Consider the following 20439-nt stretch of genomic DNA (forward strand, 5'->3'; position numbering starts at 1 on the left):
CAAAAATAGAATGGATGTTTTCCAAAAGGATTCCTGTCCCGGTATCTGAAACATTGATCAATATATATTTTCCAGGTTCAATGCCCTTTTTATTAATTTCATTCTCTTTTTCAATAAAACAATCCGTCATGGAAACCGTTAAAATTCCTCCGGATTTTTCCATGGCGTGGGAAGCATTGGTTAAAAGATTCATAAAAATTTGATGAACACGGGTCGGGTTTGCAATTATTTTCGAATTGCTATTGATCTCTTGTTTGATATCTATAGTCGTTGGGATTGATGCTCTAATCAATTTCACAGTCTCTTTAGCGATGAGGCTGATCTTTATCGAATAAACATTATCATCAGTCTTTCTTGCAATAGTAAGAATCTGGTGAATTAATTCTTTTGCGCGCATACCCGCTTGATCAATCTCTTTTAAGTTATCTTCCAATTGACTGCCTTTTTCGACCTGGGTAAGGGCAATTTGAGAATATCCGAATATTGCGGTTAGAATATTGTTAAAATCATGAGCAATTCCACCGGCTAAAGTTCCTAACGACTCAAGTCTTTGAGCTTGTTGAAGTCTTGTTTCCATCTCCTTTCTTTCTTTTTCCAAACTACTTCTTTTTTCAAGTTCCTGTTTTAAATCATTATATAATTTTGCATTATCAATGGCTATTTTAGTAATTGAAGTGAACTCTTCCAATACAGATACTATTTCCGGATTTATTCGAGCATTTTTGTCGCTATGGCTCAGACCGATCACTCCAAGAATCCGTGATCCTGAAATTAATGGAATTCCAATAATTGCAAAAACAGTGTCAAATTTTTCCAAAGGAGATCTTTCCGGCCATGTCTGGTAATTCACGATTATCTTTGGTTCCTTTGTTTCAAAAACTTTTCCGGCAAAGTCTTCTCCAATCGACAACTTAAAACCAATGTTTTCTTTATAAATCCCGCATCCAGCCTTGATTTCCAGAACATTTTCAGCAGGATCAAATAAATACAGAAAGCCATCTGCGATTTGGGTTAAATTGGAAACCCTTATCATTATCGCATTCAATAAATCTGAAAGATCAAGTCTACGCACCATCCCCAGTGAAATTGAGCGTAAGGCCTGTAAATATTCATTCTGAATTCTAATTTCTTTTTTAGACTGTTGGTTTTCTTCTTCTAATTCTTTAATCCGGTGTTGCAGTTTTTTATCATTCATAGGTTTAAACCCTTTTCTATCATTTTCCCGGCAATATTATTGTAAAAATTGTTCCCTTGCCTGCAATACTTTTAACATCTATTTTTCCCTTATGTTCTTTAATGATATTATAGGCGATATTCATTCCAAGGCCGGTTCCCTTGCCGATTTCCTTGGTGGTAAAAAACGGATCAAAAATTTTTGAAAGATGCTCTTTTTTAATACCGCACCCGGTGTCTGAAATAGAAATAACCACATATCTGCCTTCTTTTTTTGTCTGGATTTTTATTTCACCCTTTTCTTTGATGGCCTGGGCTGCATTGACCAGAATATTCATGAACACCTGATTGAGCTTTTGGGGATATCCCTCAACCATGGGAATATCTCCAAGATTTTTAGTTATCGTGGCTTTATATTTAATTTCATTATTAACAACATTTAATGTGGATTCCAGACCCTTGTTGATATCAATGAGCATTTGTTCATCATTTCCCGGATGGGCAAAACTTTTCAGATCCCCGACAATTTTCCCGACCCGATCGGTTCCTTCCCTGCAATCTTTCAGCAATTCAGGGATATCATTCTTGAGATACTCAATTTCAATTTGTTCTTCAAATTCTGATATGGTTTGAATCTGTTGTTTAATTTCTATAGACAGATTGTCCTGGTTTGCATCTTTTACTGTTTTTTCAAGTTTCTGAAAATGGTTGACCAATACACCAAGATCCTCCATATAATCATTGAGTGCATCCAGATTGCTGCTGATAAACCCGATGGGATTATTGATCTCATGGGCGACTCCTGCTGCCAGCTGGCCGATTGAGGCCATTTTTTCAGCTTGCAGTATCTGGGACTGTGTCATCTTTAAATTCGCCAATGTTTCATCCAGCTTTTTGTTCTTGCCAATCAACTCTTCCTGGAGTTCATGATGCTCACTCTCAAGCTTTACAATTCTTTCGCCGGTTTTAATTCGGGATCGCAATTCATCGGGTTTAAATGGTTTGATAATATAATCATCCGCCCCTGCTTCAAACACTTCCACAAGGTCGGTCATCTTGTCCTTTGCTGTTAATAACATGATATAAGAATATGTTTTTTTGTCTGAAGCTCTTATTCTCCGACAAAGCTCTATACCATCCATTTCCGGCATCATCCAGTCGGAAATAATCATATCCGGCTTATGTTCTAAGAATAACTGCAAGGCAAGCTTTCCATTTTCCGCCTCCAGAACATCATGACCGATTTTATTGACTGCTTTTTTTACCAAAAGCCTTGAGACATAATCATCTTCTGCAATAAGAACTTTCATGCATCACTCCAATTAATCGTGTTGATATGTTCTTTAAATCTTAAAAATTCATCTTCCAGCACTTTTATTTTTCCCTGCATGGATTCAAAATCACCGACATCTGCTATTTTCTCCAGTTCCAGGGCAACCCTGCTGATTCCATCTGCACCGATAGTTGATGCAGAGCCTCTTAACGAATGGGCTTGAAGAGTTAATGCCTTATATTCTTTTTTCATAATAGATTCTTTTATACCATCAAGTTTAGCGGGCAGGCTTTTAATAAATTCATTTAAAAGCATTTCAAGAAAAGATTTATCGTCCATTGCCCTCTCAAGTGCTGCATCAAAATTAAAAATATTTTCTTTTGGGCGTTTTATCATCTTTCCATCAAAATCATCGTCTGTCTTTGCAGTCCATTTTTCTATCACTTTTAATAAATTATCCAAAGTGACGGGTTTTAAAATAACATCATCTGCATCTGTTTTATCATCCCTCTTTGCAGGATGATCTGCCATCGTGATAAGGGTTGTTTTTTTAAATCCGCTCTTCTTTTCAAGCTTACGTATCACTTCTATAGTTTTAAAGGATTGCGTCAGGACAATATTAAACCGGCCTGTTTCAAAAGCATCTGCCGCCTCAGTCATATTTTGAGCAATCTCAACCGCATACCCTGATTTATTCAATATATTATTAACCATTTTCCGATTGACCCTGTCGGAATCTATCAAAAGAATCCGAACTTGTTGTTTCTTATTCTCTTTTAAAAAATGGCGGGTAATAATCTGTCTGGTTTCCTGACCCTGACTCATCCCCATCATGGATAGTGCTGTAGAAATACAGTCAAAAAGCAGGGAGGGCCTCACTGGCTTTGGCAGATATCCCTGCACGCCGATTTTTTTCAGCCGAGCAATATCACCGCGTTTTCCCATGGATGACAGCATGATTAATATCAATTCTGTGAAATCGGAATTAGCCCGGATCTGTTTTGCAAATGTTTCACCATTTATCCCCGGCATTTGCATATCAATAAGGACAACATCAAATTTTTGTCGGCTCTGGTCTGAAGATGTCAATTTTTCCAGGGCACGTTCTGCTTCTGCAGCTTCTTCAAACAGGCAGCCCCACGATTTTACAAGTTCCTTGATCACGAGACGGTTGGCTGCATCGTGATCGACTATCAATATTTTTTTACCCTTGATATTTTTAGGTATGCCGATGCGGGTCATTGAACGGATCAGCTGCTTTTCAAATTCCATGGTAACATTGAATATTGATCCCTTCCCGGGAGTACTCTGAACATCAATTTTTCCTTCCATTAAATAAACAAGCTGTCTTGAAATGGTCAATCCTATCCCTGTTCCCCCATATTTTCGAGTGGTACTGCCATCTGCCTGTGAAAAAGATTCAAAAATGGTATGAAGTTTGGCAGGTTCAATACCGATTCCCGTATCCCCCACCTCAAACCTGATGGTTGCATGGGTTGAACTTTCCTTGACACTGACAATACCCAGCACAATTTGTCCCTTTTCAGTAAACTTCACTGCATTTTCCAAAAGATGAGTCAGTATCTGGCGCAGTTTTTCAGGATCACCTTTCAGCAGCGACGGAACCAGGGTGTGGACAGACACGACAAAATTTAATCCTTTCTTTGCCACCTTGGCTGACATGCTTTTTTTAACGGCTTCTATTGTTGTTCTCAGATTAAAATCAATTGTGCTGCATTCAATCCCGCCGGATTCAATTCTTGAAAAATCAAGGATATCAGTTATCACAGCCATGAGCGCTGTTGCACTGTTCTGCAAGACCTCAACAAATTCCTTTTGTTCTTCATTTAACCGGGTATTTTGTAATAAATCTATCATTCCCAAAACTCCATTCATAGGGGTTCTGATTTCATGACTGATGTTAGAAAAAACCTGTTCTACTGCTTTTTGAATCTGTTCCCGGGTTTGTTCGGAAACAAAATCAACTCTATTATTCATTATAGTCCCTTTGAAGGTAATCCTGCCACAATGGTATGTGGTCCAGCAACCCGAGTCTTTCCATATACGCTTCATCAAGACCATTGAATTTTTGACTGCTCCCGGGCTGCTGCCGTTCCTGATGCTCTAACAATTCCGCCACATGTAAAAGTCCGCAAAGTTCAAAGCCCTGCCCGATGAATTTTCCAGGATTATGGTGAAACGCAATACCTTCTATAATATTTTCCGGTAATCCCCAGAGCCCTAAAAGATATGCGCCCACTTCAGCATGGGTAACATCGAAAATTTCTTTTTCTGCTTTAAAAACCGGTATGCCTTTTTGCTGAACCATTTTAATGACATCTTTATAGCTGTCCTGGAAGTGTTCTGCCAGGATCAGCTTTCCTAAATCGTGAAGCATTGAAGCTATCATGGCATTATCTGTTTTTTCCTTGTCCATGTTCTCCAGTTTGGCTATTTTTTGAACTATCACTGCGGTCCTGACACAATGGTCATGGATTTTATCCACAGAAATGATAGACAATACACTTTTACTGAACTTGGAAAACACTTCGATCCCCAAGACAAGGGTTTTCACCAGATCAATGCCCAATAGAATAACGGCTTCCTTTGCATTGGATATGTGTTTAGGCATTCCAAAAAATGATGAATTTACCAGTTGAAGCACTTTGGCCGTCATTCCTATATCTTCTGATATAATCTCACCCACACTTACAACAGAAGCATCAGAAGAGTTAAGTTCCTCCATGATCCGGGCATACAGGGAGGGGATACTTGGCATGGTCCCTATTCCGCCAAGCAGCTGCTGCAATGCTTTTTTATTTAAAAGATCCCGCAAGGAACAGGACCGGGTTATGGTTGTAATAAGAAGTTGTTTTTCACAGGGTTTGGAAAGATATTGATGGGCTGATTTTACAGATTTCATGATCATTTCCCGGTCGAAATGACCTGAAAGGACAATTCGCACCATCATGGGATATTTGTCCTGTACAATTTTTAATAACTGCGCCCCATCCATCCCGGGCATGCGCATATCTGTAACAATGACATCAAATGATTGTTTCTCAAGTAATTTGAGTGCATTGTCCCCACCTTCTGCAAATACCATGTCCCAAAACTTTCTCAAGGGTCTTAAACTTCTTTGAAGTCCCTTTAAAATATTGGGTTCATCGTCAACAAATAAAATTCGTTTTTTCATATTCTATTTCTCTGGTTAATTTTATATTTGTATTGAAAGAACGCAGTGTTATTTTAATAAATTGTCAATCGCTTTAATTATTTTTTTTCTATTTAACGGTTTTGGACAAAAAGCATCTGCTCCAAATTGATATATCCGATCTATATTCTCTTTTGTATCATATCCTGATATGGCGATTATTTTTATACCCGCCGTATCATTATTGTCTTTAATCCTCTGACAGACAGCAAATCCATCCATTTCAGGCATAAACAAATCAAGAATAATAATATCCGGCTCAAATTGAACTGTCTTAATCCCAGCTTCAAAGCCGTCAGAGGCATAGGCAAGTTCAATATCCTCTCTGTCTAAAATCCTGCTGAAAAGTTTCCTGATGGCATCGTCATCATCTACAATAAGAATGCGCTTTTTATTTTTTCCCCGAAAACGGACATACATCTTTTTTTTATCCATAAAACACTGAAGGTCGCTCTTCATTATTCTATGATGCCCACCGGCAGTCGTCCCGGCCTGGAGCTGTCCGGACTTAATCCACCTCCAGATGGTGGCTCGTGTTACACCGCATATTTTCGAAGCATCGGCAACTGATATGATATTTTTAGAAGAGGCCATAACATAAAATCCCAGATTTATAGATGTCTATGTTACAAATTTACCAAATGATACGTTTAATACATACTAAATTTAAAAAAATGTCAATAAAAAAATTGATCCCAATGAATTTTAAGGTGGGAAAGGTAAATTTACTGAATCTGGTTCAATAATTAACTATTCAAGTTATTTTAGGATTGCTTCCCGGTCATATTATCGATCTGCACTTTTATCACGGCTGTTTTTTCCAGCGTCTCATCCGGATATTCAAATATTCTGTCTGAATACTGTGACATAATAATATTTAATGCTGCTATCTTTTCGTCTAAATTCTCCAGCAGCTGTGCCCTGCCTGATCCGATCACGCTTTTATATTCAACTCCCCACTCACAGGCCAGTTTCGCCTTTTTAAACTTGATGAGCTGATCAACTTCAAAACAGACATTGGGATTTTTTTGAATCAAATCAATCTTTCGTCCTTGTTTTGCACTGTGAAAGAAAAGGTGTCCGTCCTGATACCCAAAATTCATGGGAACCATATAGGGTTTGTCACCATCCACCATTGCCAGACGGCAGACATTGCTCTCCTGTAAAATTTTTTCAATCTCTTTTATATCTGTAATTTCTTTTTCTTTTTTTCTCATGTTAATGTTTCCTTAAAAAGTTTAAATTCCGATTCGGATATGCCTCTTACTCCTGTTGGACGCTCTATTCCATCATGGCAGTCTGATCCGCCGGTTATTAAAAGATGATATTTTTCTGCCCAGGATTTCATCAAATCCTGATGTTCTTTTGTGTGACCCGGGTAATAGACTTCCAGTCCTTGAATGCCCGCTTCAAGAAATTCCGGCAAAATTCGCTGGACAATTTCAAGAGGGGGCAAAACTTCCTTATAATGTCCTTTGCCCGGGAAAGATCCGGCTGCCGGATGGGCCAGGACTGCAAGGATATGATTTTTCCGGATAAAATCAATTACCTCTTCCAACTTAATCCCTGAAGGCAGGTAAGCCGGGCTGTCATTCCCAATAATTAAATTAATGGTATTGGTATCGCTAATTCCAAAGTCCTGCTTCAATGCAATGGCAAAGTGACGTCTTGTGGCAGTATCGCTTAATGCAGAGATATCTTCAAATTTTAAATTTCTTTTTAATAAAGCCTTTTCCCTGCCCGGCCCGAAAATTTTATTGATCTCATTAACCCTTGCCTTTACCAGTTTCTCGCCCCTGCCATGTGCCAGAATATTTTTAAATCCTTTTACAAATTGATCGTCCAAAAGTCTGCTGGAAGAAAAATAGCACAATAGATGCAATGTCCCTGTGAAATAAGACCGCTTAAACCGGATGGAGACTTCAACACCCGGGATCACCTCGATATCGTATTTTTCACCTGCTGCCACTGCATTTTTCAACCCTTCCAGCGTATCATGGTCAGTAATGCCAATCGCCTTTATTCCAAGGGCTTTTGCCTGTTCAACCATCTGACCGGGCGTAAAATCGCCATCAGATGCCGTGGTGTGATTGTGTAAATCTGCAAATATATCCATACGTTTCCTTAAATTCAACCGGCTGTATTCGTTTAACCATATGCCTGTTTTTATACTGGTTATCGTAAAAACACAATCTAAGTTTTATTAAAAAAATTAAGATAATATTTGATTTTTTTAAATTTAATGGTAAAAAAGAAAAATACTCTTTTTATAAACACTAACTTGGAGACGATGATTAAAATGCTTAAAACCGGTAATGATTTAGACATTATTAATGAACTTGGAAAAGTGGATTCCGAAGAAAGTGCCAAAGCCATATTTAAACAATATATGGATGATGAGCAATTAACCCGGATATTAAAAATCAAACATCCTGAGGTCTTAATAAGGATTGCCAATTCAATTGTTCTTTGCAATCCTTCTTTGATTTTTGTCAATACCGGATCACTTGAAGACAGGCAGTTTATCAATAATCTTTCCCTTTCAAAAAAAGAAGAAAGCTCTCTTGCCATGGAAGGGCATACCATTCATTATGACCTGGCTGACGAACAAGGCAGAATCGTTGACAGGACCTATTATATTGCAAACCCGGAAGATCATGTCAGTTCTCTTGCCAACCGGATGGACAGACCCACCGCTCTTGAACAAGTCAGATCCAATATGACGAATATCATGAAAAATTTGACCATGATCATTGGATTTTACATGAGGGGTCCTGTGGGATCTCCCGTATCAAATCCCGCGTTGGAAATCACAAGTTCTACATATGTTGCCCATAGTGCGGAATTGCTCTATAGAAATGCCTATGCTGATTTTGACAAGGAAGTTGAATCCCTTGGTCATTTCTTTACAAATGTTCACAGCGAAGGCCTGAACCGGACAGAGGATCTGCCCGATGCAAGGGTTTTCATGGATCGCAAATTTCAGACGACCTATAGTTGGAAATGTACCTATGCCGGCAATACCCTGCTGCTCAAAAAAGGGAATCATCGATTTGCCGTGGATAAGGCTGTTTATGAAAATCCGGGGCAGGAATTGTCCGAACACATGTTTATCACGGGAATCCACGGGCTCAATGACCGTGTAACCTGGTTTGCAGGCGCCGCTCCCAGCGGTTGCGGGAAAACAACCACTGCCATGGCGGGAAATGTATTTGTCGGCGATGATCTTGCCCAGATGTGGATCGCAGACGATGGCAGTATCCGATCCGTTAACCCGGAAAGCGGCATTTTCGGTATTGTTGAAGATGTCAATCTTGAGGGTGATCCCATACTGATGAAAGTGTTAAGACAGCCCGGATGTGAAGTCATCTGGTCCAATGTACTCATTGATGAAAACAAGGTGCCCCATTGGGTGGGAAACAATGAAGAGCCTCCGGACAAAGGGTTTAATTTCCAGGGTGACTGGTATAAAGGTAAAACCGATGATAAGGGGAAGGCCATTCTCCTGTCCCATCCCAATTCCCGCTGTACATTAAGGTCTGAATCCCTTGATATTTACTCCAAAGAGGCTGAAAACCCTGAGGGTGTCCTGACAAGAGTCTTTACTTACTCTGGAAGGGATGCCGATACCATGCCACCGGTCTGGGTGACCCAAAATTCCGATGCCGGGGTTGTCATCGGTGCCTGTATTGTTTCAGCAGCCACAGCAACAGAAGTCGGGGCAACCGGTATTAAAAGAGCTCCCTGGGCCAATGCACCCTTCATCCCGGGCGCTTTGGGAGATTATATGGACGCCCAGTTCAAATTCTTTGGAAATGATAAAATAAAAAAAGAATACGAACCTGTGCTGGCCGGTCTCAATTACTTTCTAACAGACAAAGCCCGTGGCGGAGACTCGTCTATGCTTATAGGAGAAAAAAGAGATGTAAAAGTGTGGCTTGCCTGGCTTGAAAGATATGCCCATAATGAAATTGAATACATCTCAACACCCATAGGCAATCTTCCTAAATATGATGATTTAAAATCTTTGTTTAAACAAATTATTGATAAAGACTATACAGAAGAACTTTATACAAAACAATTTTCCCTATATATGGATAATATTATCAAAAGGGTTGAGCTTCAGCAGGAATCGTATGCCAAAGAAGAAGGGATTCCCCAAACCCTGTTTGATATCCTGGCCGAACAAAAAAAGGAGCTGTCAGCATTAAAGGATGCCCATGGCAGCATTGTAGCACCGGATGTATTTATAGCATAAGGGACAAATTTAAAATCTGCCCCTCACAACATAAATTTAGGAAAGCCATGAGTAAAATATCATGTATTGAATTGTATCATGTCAGAATCCCCTTGGATAAACCTTTTTATCCAAGCTGGATTCCCGGCTATCCGGCCACGGACAACCGGTTTGACCTTATCAAAATCACCACCGATGATGGGATTGAAGGATATTCTGCAGGCCCGGCCATTGCTTCGGAAAGACTTGGGCTGGGCAATTTAATTGCCCCCTATCTTCTGGGGCATGATGCCACTAATATTGATTTAATGCTTCAACGGCTCCGGGAAGTCGGTTATCTGGGTGTCCGGGCAAACTGGATTGAACCGGCATTCTGGGATATACGGGGTAAACTTGAGGATAAACCCGTATATGAACTTCTGGGCGGACGGCGGGAGCCTGTTGAACTCTATGCTTCCACCGGTGAAATCAAAGATGAAGATTCAAGAATTTTTGAAGCCCGGAAAAGATATGAAGAAGGCTTTAAAACCATAAAAATCCGGGTACATGAGTTTGATGTAAAAAAAGACATCAGCCATGTTAAGGCAGTTGTGGATGCAGTGGGGGACAAAATGACCATTGGCGTGGATGCCAACCAGGGATGGCGGGTGACCATTATCAACGATGCCCCGTTATGGGATCTTGAACGCGCCAAATATTTTGCAGATGCCTGTGCAGACATGAATATTGCCTGGCTTGAAGAACCTCTTGCCATGGATGATTACGATATGCTTGCCGAACTGACAAAATACAGCAAAATTCCCATCACCGGTGGTGAAATCCACACCAATGGGAAGAGTGAGCTTAAAATGATGATTGAAAAAAAATGTTACGATGTTTTCCAGCCGGATGCCATTATGACCGGTGGCATCCAACATTCACTTGAAGTGGCAGACCATTGCAGAAAGCATCACTTAAAATTCACACCCCATACCTGGACAAACGGTATTGGATTTGCTGTCAATCTGAATGTCCTGCTGGCAAGCGGATTCACCGGCACCAAACCTCTGGAATACCCCATCAACCCGCCTTCCTGGACCATAGAAAAACGGGACGGAATCTTGAAAAAATCTTTTTATCACGATAAAGGCGTTCTTCACCCCACCTATGCGCCCGGACTTGGATTTGAGATTGATCCGGACAAGCTTGCCAAATATGGTAAAAAATTCTTCAGCATGAATAAGAGAAGACTCATGTTTTACACCATAAAGGACAAGGGGTTTCTCACTGCTTTAAAACTAAATTCCAACAAAAAAAAATATGGGGTGGGTACCTTAAAAAAACTTAAAGCTTTCGAGCCAGATTCCTGATATCTTCATGAAGGGTGGGATGGTTTTCCATCCCGCCCTTTTTATCCACACCCCTGTAGCAGAGTTCTGTTTTGTATTGAATATCTGCAGCATCAAAAAAGTACCTGGCGGTCAGTTTCAGGCCGTCAAAAAGATCCTTTCCTTTGGTGGCGCCCACTGCGAAAAGCACTCCTTTTCGCTTGCGATCTTTAAATTCATCCATTTTCAGCCTGTATTTTCTCGACCATAACACCTGAATACGATCAATTAAAGCCTTAAGCGCTGCCGGAAAGGCATAAAAATAGATGGGAGAGCTAAGGACAATAATATCGGCCTTTATCACTGCCGGCAGGAAAATATCGGTAAAATCATCCTTAAAAATACAGACCCCTTTTGTTTCACAATTACCGCACCCTATACAGGGATTGATATTGAGTTTGACAGCATCCAACACCTGGGTGTCATTTCCTTTGGCTTTCATTTCTTCCATAAAAAGAGACATAAGATACTGAGAATTACCCTTATGGCGCGGGCTACCGTTTATTCCAAGTACCTGCATAATGGATTACTCCACAATACCCAATACTTCGACATCAAAAATCAGGGTGGAACCCGGTTTTATGATGGCTCCGGCACCTCGGTCACCATATGCCAGGTCCGGCGGGATAGTTAATTCCCACTTTGATCCCACCTTCATCATCTGCAAGGCCTCAATCCAACCCTGGATCACACCGCCCACCTGAAATGTTGCCGGTTTCCCCCTTTGATAGGAAGAATCAAAGACAGTTCCGTCAATGAGTGTGCCTTTATAATGGCATTCTACCGTATCCGTTGCCTTGGGCAGCGGGCCGTCACCCTCTATAACAACCCTGTATTGAAGCCCGGACGGCAGGGTCACAACGCCCTCTTTCTGCTTATTTTCCTCTAAGAACTTGAGTCCTTTTTCCCTGTTTTCCTTTGATTCCATTGTAATCCTCTCTATTTGTTTTTGCCTTGCCAGCCGCTGATAAGATATCAGGATCTGTCTTAGTTTTTCTTGTGTCAGTTTCGGTTGTTTTTCATGGTTGTCCTTTGCTCCCATCATAAAAAACTCGGGGTCAAGTTTAAAATTTTCTTTTAATTTATCAAAAATATCATATCCAAGTGCGTAACTGATCTGCTTTTCAAGATCTGCTTTTTCAATTGCCTGTTCTTTGTCTTCATTTGCAAAACATTGAATATTGAAAAAAAACAAAATGAGCAAAACCAGAAAACATTTTTTATAATTGTACATTGAGGTCTCCATAAATTTTAAGAGTTAATTTGATTTACCTCGATATGAGTATCAGAAAGGCTAAAAGTTTGCAATGGTCTTCCCGACAACAATTGCACCGTAAGAATTCCAGTTTCTGGGTACTCAAGATTTGGATAATGAACCTTGAGCTTTGCAAACAAAAATTATTTGATCATTTTTCGGATAGTTTTTCTTAATTTTGGAAGATGATTTTTACAAATATCAAAAATTATTTCATGATCGACTTTTTCATAATGATGAGAAACAATATCACGCAACCTCATGATATTATCCCAATTGATTTCACTATAGCCTTTTAAAAAGGAGCTACTTCTTTTATCAATTTTTTTTATCAACTCGCCAACGACCTGTAATCGCATGGCAATTGCATCAAGCATAAATAATTTCCTGTTCAACTCGTTCAAAAAATCGACTTTTACTCAAATTACGCTTGCGGACAATTTCTATTTTTTTTTCAAACTTTTTTTCCATATATATTTGCAAACTAGCTATCCAATCGAAGCGAGGCTCTGAAAATTCGACAAGAAAATCAATATCACTATCCAAATTTTGTTGATCTTTGGCATAAGAGCCAAACAGGCCTATATTTAGCACTCCGAAATTTTCTTTTAAAAAGGCTTTTTCTGCCTTAATCAAATTAATAATTTCGTATTTGGAAAGAGCTTTGTTCATTTTTTAATCAAGTCCCTTAATATTCAACGTATTGGTAATACTATATTTGATCCTACCTGGACTGTCAAATTTCAACAACCTTTTTTTTAATCACAAAAAATTTAAAAAAAATCGCCTCTCCAAAAATTAAACCCATGGTTATCTGTTATTCCTAATTCTTTTTTGCTTAAACCCATCGCTCTTCCAAGAAGCTGTGTAAACAAAACAGGAATGATGTTAAATTTTTTTGATTCTTGTTCCATTTCCATATAATTGTATTGTATCTGGCAATGGGTACAGGCATTGCATATGTAAGCTGCGCCTGAATCAGATGCTGTTTTTAATTTAGAATGAAGCATTTTTACGGATAACTTTTTATTAGTCTCATAAATCGGATTCCCGCAGCATTCAGTGCTTTTTGACCATTCAATCGTTTGGAATCCTGTGATATTTACCAGGGCTTCAAAAATTTTCGGGACATACGGGTCATCAAATCCTGTAATTGAAAATGGTCTTAAAGCGTGACAGCCATATTGAACCGCTATTTTATTGTCTGGTAATTGTCTGGTTATCTGTTGTTTCAAGTCCTCAAGGCCAAAGTCATAATACAAAAAAGAAAGCAAATGCTTAATTTGCGTTTTTCCGTTCCATGAAAGGCCTTCATTTTTCAGGGCAGCGTCAATTTTATTTTGTAGTTCAGCATGATTGTTCCACCAGTAAATGGCTTGCTTAAACTGGCCAAAACAACATTTGCAGGGTGTAATAAGATCAAGACCGTGTTTTTCGGCAAGAGCAAGATTACGAATGGAAGATAAGATTGAAATCTCGAAGCTTTCGCTTCTTGAAGGGTATCCGCAGCAGTTAAACGGTAATTTTACAAGCTCAACTCCCAACTTTTTCATAACAGCTTCAAAGGAACGCCCATATTCCTGAAGATAAAAAGGAATCTTACAGCCGGGGAAATAAGCAAACTTCATTTATCCTATCCTTTTTTCTGGCAAATTTTCTGGCAAATTTTCAGGTCTTATTGCATCTGCCCGGACATTTCCGTTATTTCTCAATTCCAACATGATGTCTGCAACTTTTATCCCCTGGGGACAGTATTCCTGACATGAAAAACAGGTCAGGCAGTTCCAAACCATCCTGGTACCGGTTGTCAGATGTTTTTTGCCCAGCCTTAACAAATTCATAATCTGCTGGGGGGTCATATCGTTGTCAGCACAATCATATTCAACAATCGGACAGACATTTGTGCATATGGTACATTGAACACAATTTTCAAAAGAACTTACATCATCAGCAAGTTGTGTTGTCACTTTTTTTGCTGACAAATTTTTTTCATCTTCCGGCGCAAGCTCTGCCCATTCTTTCAAGGATTTATTATTTATAAAAGTGTAATTATCCGGAAATCCCTTTAAAACAAGTTTTTGATTGAGGATATTCCATAAATTTTGAAGATCAATCCCGGAAGGGCAGATGTCTGTACACTTGTGGCAATAGGTGCAATCGGCATTGCCGGATTGAAGTCGGAATAACGCTTCAGATTCATCCGGCGCATGATTCATCAGGCGTTTAAAAGATTCAATCTTTGAATGGGGCAAGATATCGATATTTCCGGTGACCAGAAAATTGGGGTAGACGCTGCAGACATCCGAGCAAAACCCGCAGTTTGTACATGCATACAGGGTTGCCGTATTTATATATCCAGGGGTTTGATCCAGTTGCTCCTTTTTTATTTTTTTTTCTAAGCCGGCAACGGGGATGAGAAAAATGTGAAAAAACCTTGAAAAAGGCAGGCTCACGAGAATCAAAAGGGAAAGAAAGTAATGGGCATAGTATGCAAAATTGTCAGCTCTATATTGATTCAGCCAGACACCGGTTTTTTTAAAGCCCCCGGCAACACTGTTTGATATAAAAGCAGATTTTACAGGAGAGTGACAGTCCATACAGTATGCTTCATTTAAATCTTTCCCGTTTGCAAGTTTCTCCCGGGTAATAACCAGGGCCTCATTAAAGATTACATTATAATGTTTTTCCCAATAAATTTTAAGATCTTCAAGACCCGTGTCCTCATCAATATCAGAATAGTCTTCAACCATTTCAATAAATACAGGCTCAGAAATTATTTTTGCTGCCTCAAGTAAAAAACCAGATAAAATCATCATCAAAATCAATAGGATTGAAAAAATGCCCTTATACTGAATTTTTCTTTTCTGAAATATTTTAAAAAGGATAAGTCGTCGATACAGAAAACCCAGGCACCCGGCCAGGACAAAAAAACCCGCCAGATTCCTTAAAAATTGAAAAGGATCAAGAGTGGACTGATAGTCGCCAAACCAGTTCAATGACGTCACATCATCCAGTGCATGGATGATTAAAAGATATAAAAATCCTGAAACCACCAGAAAATGGATCAGCCATCTGGTTTTCCCCGCATTGAACAGTTTTGTCTGAAACAGGGTGTTTAAGAAAAAGCCCTTGATGCTCAAACCATTGGGAAACCATTTTTTTCCTTTAAAATAATAGTTTTTTCTAACAAAAAAAAAGCATTGATACAGCAAACCAGTGATGGATAAAATTATGGCAATATAGAGTGTAGTCTGAAACATTAGTTTCTCATTTTAAATAATTTTTTTCATAAAAGCTGTTAACTGCGGTATAAGCTGATACACATGAAACACCTGCTCCGGACTTTAGTCTGGTCCAGTCATTATGGGCAAGAATTGAGCCGGCCGCATATAAATTTTCAAAGGCTGGTTTTCCTGTTTTATCCAGGGGTCTGAACCTGTCATCGGTTTCAAGCCCTGCCTGGTTTATCATGTGTCCCTTTGGATCAAAAAAATTCAATTGATGCCACAAATCACGGGTTTTCGGCTGAAAAACCGGAAGATTAAAAATAGTTTCAAGAATAATATTTCTTCGGGCAAAAAGTCCCCCCCCCGGAAACCTGCCGGAAGCAAGAATAACACATTGAGTTCTAATTTTGGTTTCAAAATTATCATTCACTGCCTGCAGTATAAAACAATCTTCATCCATAGCGTGAAAAACAACTTTAGCATTGTTTAAGACAGTGACATGAGAAGTTGACAGCTTTTTTTCAAATGCATTTTTCAAGCGCAGGCCCGGTATGGAAGGCGGCATGCCCGGTATTTCAAAGACATCCATGCCGGTCCGTGATTCAATCTCATTTACGATCTCAAGGCTGTTATGAATCCCGCATACAGCCGGCATCCCAACAAGGTCTATCCTTTCTGAAAACCTGAGAATTTTTTCTGAAAGTTTTTGGATAAACTCCCGGCTTTCAAATAATTTCGCCAGATGAACAGGATTCAAACCACCTGGATTTTCAGAAACATCAATGCTCAATGTGCAGACGTCACCATTTTTCATCCCTGAGCCTGCTGCTGCCTGTTTTGCGCTGAATCCTCGTAACCCTTTAAAATCAACTATTAAAAGGTTCTTCTTTCCCCTGTCAAAATCGCACCCTTTTGAAAAGGTTTCAGGAACGATATATGTGGGCTTCAATGTACCCACTGAGGTCAGAATATTTTTATTATTATGGTCAGACAAATGATATTTAAGGCCGGTTGAATTCAAAAAGTCTGTCACAAATTGGAAACTCTCTTTGATCTGGTCTTGACTTACTTTTGAATAGGGGTGCCCCGGTTGATCATATTGTAATTTTTTAATTGCAGAATACGGGTCTGTAAGTATTTTTCCTGAATCTATCGGGTAAACTCCTAACAAATCAAATAATCCGCTTGCAAAAAAAAGAACAGATGAATTTCCGGTTTGGATAGTTTTCAATCCAAGATTTGATGCACGGGCTGCGGCGATCATGCCGGCCAAGCCGGCACCAATCACAAGAATGTCACAGTCCATATTTTTTTGAATCTTCATATACATTAAAAGGTTAAACCGGGTTCCCGGCAAGTTCCAGTCCGAATAATCCGGAATGAATCATTTCTTTCAGCGATGATTGAACAAGTGCCTGATCCCACAACAGAGCCTGTTCGCCCTTCCATCTTTCATTTAAAAACTGCTTCAAGTCATTAATATTTGAATGACCCTGGATGATATCGCTGTCAACCATATGGGAAAGGATTCTTAAACTACAGAATGCACCCTGGCAGGGACCTTTCCCTATTCTGCTTCTCAGTCCAATGGATATTAAATCCGGTTTGCCTCTGGTCTCTTTGATTGTATTTATAACCGTATCAATTGCACTCTGCGGTACCATTTCACATTCGCACAAAATTGGGTCATTGAGAGTCTCAGAGTCAAACAGGACATTTGCCAACACTCCTGGTTCAGACCATTCAGCGCTTTTCGTGGATGGCAGGGGTATTTCTTTTGTTAAACATTTTGAAAATCTTGATAGTTTCCAGCAGACGAGATCAGATGTCTTTTCCGCCATCAGGCGGTAAGTGGACAACTTTCCACCGGTGATTGTTATAAAATTATCAACGCTGTCCATTTTGTGATCCCGCAGGGCAAATCCCCTGCTGACATTTCTGTCGTCCTCGTTGTCTCCCTGGCTGACAAGCGGTCTGGCCCCTGAATATGCCCGGATATATCTACAGGTTTTAAGTGCAGGAATTATTTTTTCCCCCTCACTGACAATATGATCAACTTCTTTTATAGTCGGATAAATATTATCAGGAGATTCAATGCGGACCGAGGTCGTTCCAAGAATAGATACCACACCGCCCGGGACCAGTGTGTCTCCATCCGTGGCTTTTCTAAGGCGATTTATAACCCTTTTTGTGATTCTCTTGCTGGTGACCAGAAGGGTGCCTTTGGAAAGAACCATGTTGATTGTGACCCCTGCCATGGCTGCAACCATGTCAGCCCATGCTCCCGAGGCATTGACATAGGTTTTGGCTTTTATTTGAAAGGTTTCTTCATTCATCTGGTTAACGACATTGGCATATTCAATGGAATTATTTGCAATTTTAAATTCCTTAACTTTGCTGAAACTTAAAAATTGGCTGCCCCGAAAAACAGCATCGTTCATATTTTCTATGGAAAGTTTAAAAGGATTAATGGACGCATCCTTGACTTCGTAAGCCGCTATCATATCATTTGATAAAGCAGGCTCCATTTCTCTGGCAACGGCTATATCAATTTTTTTACAATACACACCTGATTTTTTACACATGCCTGGAAAATCCGCTATATATTTTTCATCATCCCCTTTTACCGCAACAAACAAACCTCCTGTATCTTCAATACAATGCCCGGCATTTTTTTTCAGGATTTCCAGTTCATTTTTACATTCAACTGCTGCTTTTGGATCTGAGCAAACATATCTTGCACCACTATGCAGCAGACCATGATTCCCGCCTGAGGCACCGGCGTTTAAATCGGATTTGTCAATTAATATGCATTTCAGACCCCGAAGAGAAAGATCTCTGGCGATTCCGGTTCCGGTTACCCCGCCACCGATAATCAATATGTCCGTTTCCAGAATTTTATTCATTGCAAAGGCCTTTATTGATATGTTCAAAAATCAAATAACATAGCTCAAAAACTTGTGCAAGTGAAAAAAATGAATAGCAAATGAAAATATTATGTTGTTTGGCGCTCTTTACCCGGAATTCCCTGTAAATGTGAAAAAAATATATTTATATATTTAAAGAAGACCATTTAAGTGATATCTTTATACAATTATGATTTTAAGCATTTGGAGGCAAACTTATGTCAAAATATGTCGGTTCGATAGATCTTGGGACCACCAGCAATAGATTCATCCTATTTGATAAACAGGGAAATATTTTCGCTTCTGCGCAAAAAGAACATAAACAAATTTTTCCAAAACCGGGCTGGGTGGAACATGACCCCATTGAAATCTGGGAAAATACCTGTTCGGTCATTACAGAAGTGATGGATAAAACTAGAATTTCTATAGAATCCATTGATTCGATCGGAATAACCAATCAAAGAGAAACCAGCGTTGTCTGGAACCGGAAAACAGGAAAACCATATTATAATGCCATTGTCTGGCAATGTACCAGAACAGATGATATTTGTAAAAATCTTGTGCGCAAGACCGGGGAGGCATTCTTCGCTGAAAAAACAGGTTTGCCCGTGGCAACCTATTTTTCAGGACCAAAGGTAAAATGGGTGATCGACAATATTCCTGATGCAAAAAAAGATATCTTTTCCGGCAATGTCCTGTTTGGCACCATTGAAACCTGGATTATATGGTGGCTGACCGGGGGTCCGGAAAAAGGATCGCACATTACAGATGTTTCCAATGCCAGCCGGACCATGATGATGAATATCAATTCCCTTGAATGGGATAAAGATCTTTTGGATGCACTGGATATTCCTGTATCCATACTTCCGGATATCAAACCTTCCATAGACAGTAATACCTGGGGAAGAACACAAAAGGACGGTCCTTTCAAAGGCGGGATACCCGTTTGCGGCGCCCTGGGTGATCAGCAGGCAGCACTTTTCGGTCAAACCTGTTTTGCTGAAGGAGAGGCAAAAAACACCTATGGTACGGGATGTTTTCTGCTGATGAACACAGGGAATACCCCCATTATTTCCAACCACGGTCTTTTGACCACTGTTGGATATCAAATCAATAATGAAAAACCGGTATACTGCCTGGAAGGCTCCATTGCCATTGCCGGAGCTCTGGTACAGTGGATGCGGGATAACCTGGGTATTATCAAAACTGCTGCAGAAATAGAAGATCTGGCAAAAACAGTGGATGATAATGGCGATGTTTATTTTGTGCCTGCCTTTTCCGGACTGTTTGCCCCATACTGGCGGTCTGACGCAAGAGGCATTATTGCCGGTCTGACCAGATTTGCCAACAAAGGCCATCTGGCAAGAGCAGTTCTTGAGGCAAACGCCTACCAGACCCATGATATTACCAGTGCAATGAAAAAAGATTCGGGAGTAGACCTTATGCTGCTCAAAGTTGACGGTGGGATGGTATTAAACGAATTTTTGATGCAGTTTCAGTCCGATATCCTGAACGTACCGATTATACGACCGACTATAATCGAAACAACGGCATTGGGAGCAGCATATGCTGCAGGGCTTGCCACTGGATTCTGGAATGGTATCCAGGAGTTAAAGGCAAATTGGGCAGAGGATAAAAGATGGCTTCCATCCATGTCTGAAAAAAATCGCGATGTTCTGTATTTAAAATGGAAAAAGGCCATTGAAAAATCTTTTGACTGGGTATGACCTTTGCGGTTTTCGACAAATGGATGATCAGTGTAACGAATGAGGGAGTTGTTTAAAATC

18 protein-coding genes are annotated in these 20439 nt (G+C 39.8%); 3 read left to right on the plus strand and 15 right to left on the minus strand.

Features of this window, described 5'->3' with window-relative positions; all coding sequences use genetic code 11:
• From K8S13_RS10330 to K8S13_RS10360, 7 genes are all read right to left on the minus strand, one after another.
• A partial coding sequence (locus K8S13_RS10330; protein WP_291462364.1) for a GAF domain-containing protein occupies window positions 1-1195 on the minus strand: 1195 nt, incomplete at its 3' end.
• 19 nt (window positions 1196-1214) lie between these two features.
• Window positions 1215-2483, minus strand: a complete 1269-nt coding sequence (locus K8S13_RS10335) for a response regulator (protein WP_291462365.1) — start codon at window positions 2481-2483, stop codon at window positions 1215-1217.
• Window positions 2480-4444, minus strand: coding sequence for a response regulator (locus tag K8S13_RS10340; RefSeq protein WP_291462366.1), 1965 nt, complete (start codon window positions 4442-4444; stop codon window positions 2480-2482). The genes K8S13_RS10335 and K8S13_RS10340 overlap by 4 nt, the downstream gene beginning before the upstream one ends.
• A complete protein-coding gene (locus tag K8S13_RS10345; RefSeq protein WP_291462367.1) occupies window positions 4437-5642 on the minus strand; it encodes a response regulator in 1206 nt (401 codons plus the stop codon). Before K8S13_RS10345 ends, K8S13_RS10340 begins: the two co-directional genes overlap by 8 nt.
• A gap of 48 nt (window positions 5643-5690) precedes the next feature.
• Window positions 5691-6254: a response regulator gene (locus tag K8S13_RS10350; protein WP_291462368.1), complete on the minus strand. Its 564-nt coding sequence runs from the start codon at window positions 6252-6254 to the stop codon at window positions 5691-5693.
• A gap of 170 nt (window positions 6255-6424) precedes the next feature.
• Window positions 6425-6877, minus strand: a complete 453-nt coding sequence (locus K8S13_RS10355; RefSeq protein ID WP_291462369.1) for a pyridoxamine 5'-phosphate oxidase family protein — start codon at window positions 6875-6877, stop codon at window positions 6425-6427.
• Window positions 6874-7776 (minus strand): PHP domain-containing protein, encoded by a 903-nt coding sequence (locus tag K8S13_RS10360; RefSeq protein ID WP_291462370.1) that lies wholly within the window; start codon window positions 7774-7776, stop codon window positions 6874-6876. The genes K8S13_RS10355 and K8S13_RS10360 overlap by 4 nt, the downstream gene beginning before the upstream one ends.
• A 174-nt stretch (window positions 7777-7950) precedes the next feature.
• Here K8S13_RS10360 and K8S13_RS10365 point away from each other — a divergent pair, with 174 nt between their 5' ends.
• Together K8S13_RS10365 and K8S13_RS10370 are read left to right on the plus strand one after the other, a co-directional pair.
• Window positions 7951-9918 (plus strand): phosphoenolpyruvate carboxykinase (GTP), encoded by a 1968-nt coding sequence (locus K8S13_RS10365; RefSeq protein ID WP_367172556.1) that lies wholly within the window; start codon window positions 7951-7953, stop codon window positions 9916-9918.
• 47 nt (window positions 9919-9965) lie between these two features.
• Window positions 9966-11246, plus strand: coding sequence for a mandelate racemase/muconate lactonizing enzyme family protein (locus tag K8S13_RS10370; protein ID WP_291462371.1), 1281 nt, complete (start codon window positions 9966-9968; stop codon window positions 11244-11246).
• Here K8S13_RS10370 and K8S13_RS10375 read toward each other — a convergent pair.
• The 8 genes from K8S13_RS10375 to glpA form a co-directional block, all read right to left on the minus strand.
• Window positions 11221-11784: a flavodoxin family protein gene (locus tag K8S13_RS10375; protein ID WP_291462372.1), complete on the minus strand. Its 564-nt coding sequence runs from the start codon at window positions 11782-11784 to the stop codon at window positions 11221-11223. The two genes, K8S13_RS10370 and K8S13_RS10375, sit on opposite strands and share 26 nt — an antisense overlap.
• Before the next feature lie 6 nt (window positions 11785-11790).
• Window positions 11791-12498, minus strand: coding sequence for an FKBP-type peptidyl-prolyl cis-trans isomerase (locus K8S13_RS10380; protein WP_291462373.1), 708 nt, complete (start codon window positions 12496-12498; stop codon window positions 11791-11793).
• Window positions 12499-12662: 164 nt separating this feature from the next.
• A complete protein-coding gene (locus tag K8S13_RS10385; RefSeq protein ID WP_291462374.1) occupies window positions 12663-12896 on the minus strand; it encodes a HepT-like ribonuclease domain-containing protein in 234 nt (77 codons plus the stop codon).
• Window positions 12889-13191 (minus strand): nucleotidyltransferase domain-containing protein, encoded by a 303-nt coding sequence (locus K8S13_RS10390; RefSeq protein WP_291462375.1) that lies wholly within the window; start codon window positions 13189-13191, stop codon window positions 12889-12891. The genes K8S13_RS10385 and K8S13_RS10390 overlap by 8 nt, the downstream gene beginning before the upstream one ends.
• A 101-nt stretch (window positions 13192-13292) precedes the next feature.
• Entirely contained in the window at window positions 13293-14147 is an 855-nt protein-coding gene (locus tag K8S13_RS10395) for a CoB--CoM heterodisulfide reductase iron-sulfur subunit B family protein (RefSeq protein ID WP_291462376.1), read from the minus strand.
• On the minus strand, window positions 14148-15779 hold the full coding sequence (locus K8S13_RS10400) for a 4Fe-4S dicluster domain-containing protein (RefSeq protein WP_291462377.1): 1632 nt from the start codon (window positions 15777-15779) through the stop codon (window positions 14148-14150).
• 7 nt (window positions 15780-15786) lie between these two features.
• On the minus strand, window positions 15787-17076 hold the full coding sequence (glpB, locus tag K8S13_RS10405; protein WP_367172557.1) for a glycerol-3-phosphate dehydrogenase subunit GlpB: 1290 nt from the start codon (window positions 17074-17076) through the stop codon (window positions 15787-15789).
• 7 nt (window positions 17077-17083) lie between these two features.
• Window positions 17084-18652 carry an anaerobic glycerol-3-phosphate dehydrogenase subunit A gene (gene glpA / locus K8S13_RS10410; protein ID WP_291462378.1) on the minus strand — a complete coding sequence of 523 codons (1569 nt, stop codon included), beginning with the start codon at window positions 18650-18652 and terminating at the stop codon, window positions 17084-17086.
• Window positions 18653-18870: 218 nt separating this feature from the next.
• On the opposite strand from glpA, the gene glpK reads away from it, so the two are divergent.
• Window positions 18871-20379 carry a glycerol kinase GlpK gene (glpK, locus tag K8S13_RS10415; RefSeq protein ID WP_291462379.1) on the plus strand — a complete coding sequence of 503 codons (1509 nt, stop codon included), beginning with the start codon at window positions 18871-18873 and terminating at the stop codon, window positions 20377-20379.
• The last annotated feature ends 60 nt before the right edge of the window (window positions 20380-20439 follow it).

It is taken from the genome of Desulfobacula sp. (assembly GCF_021107415.1).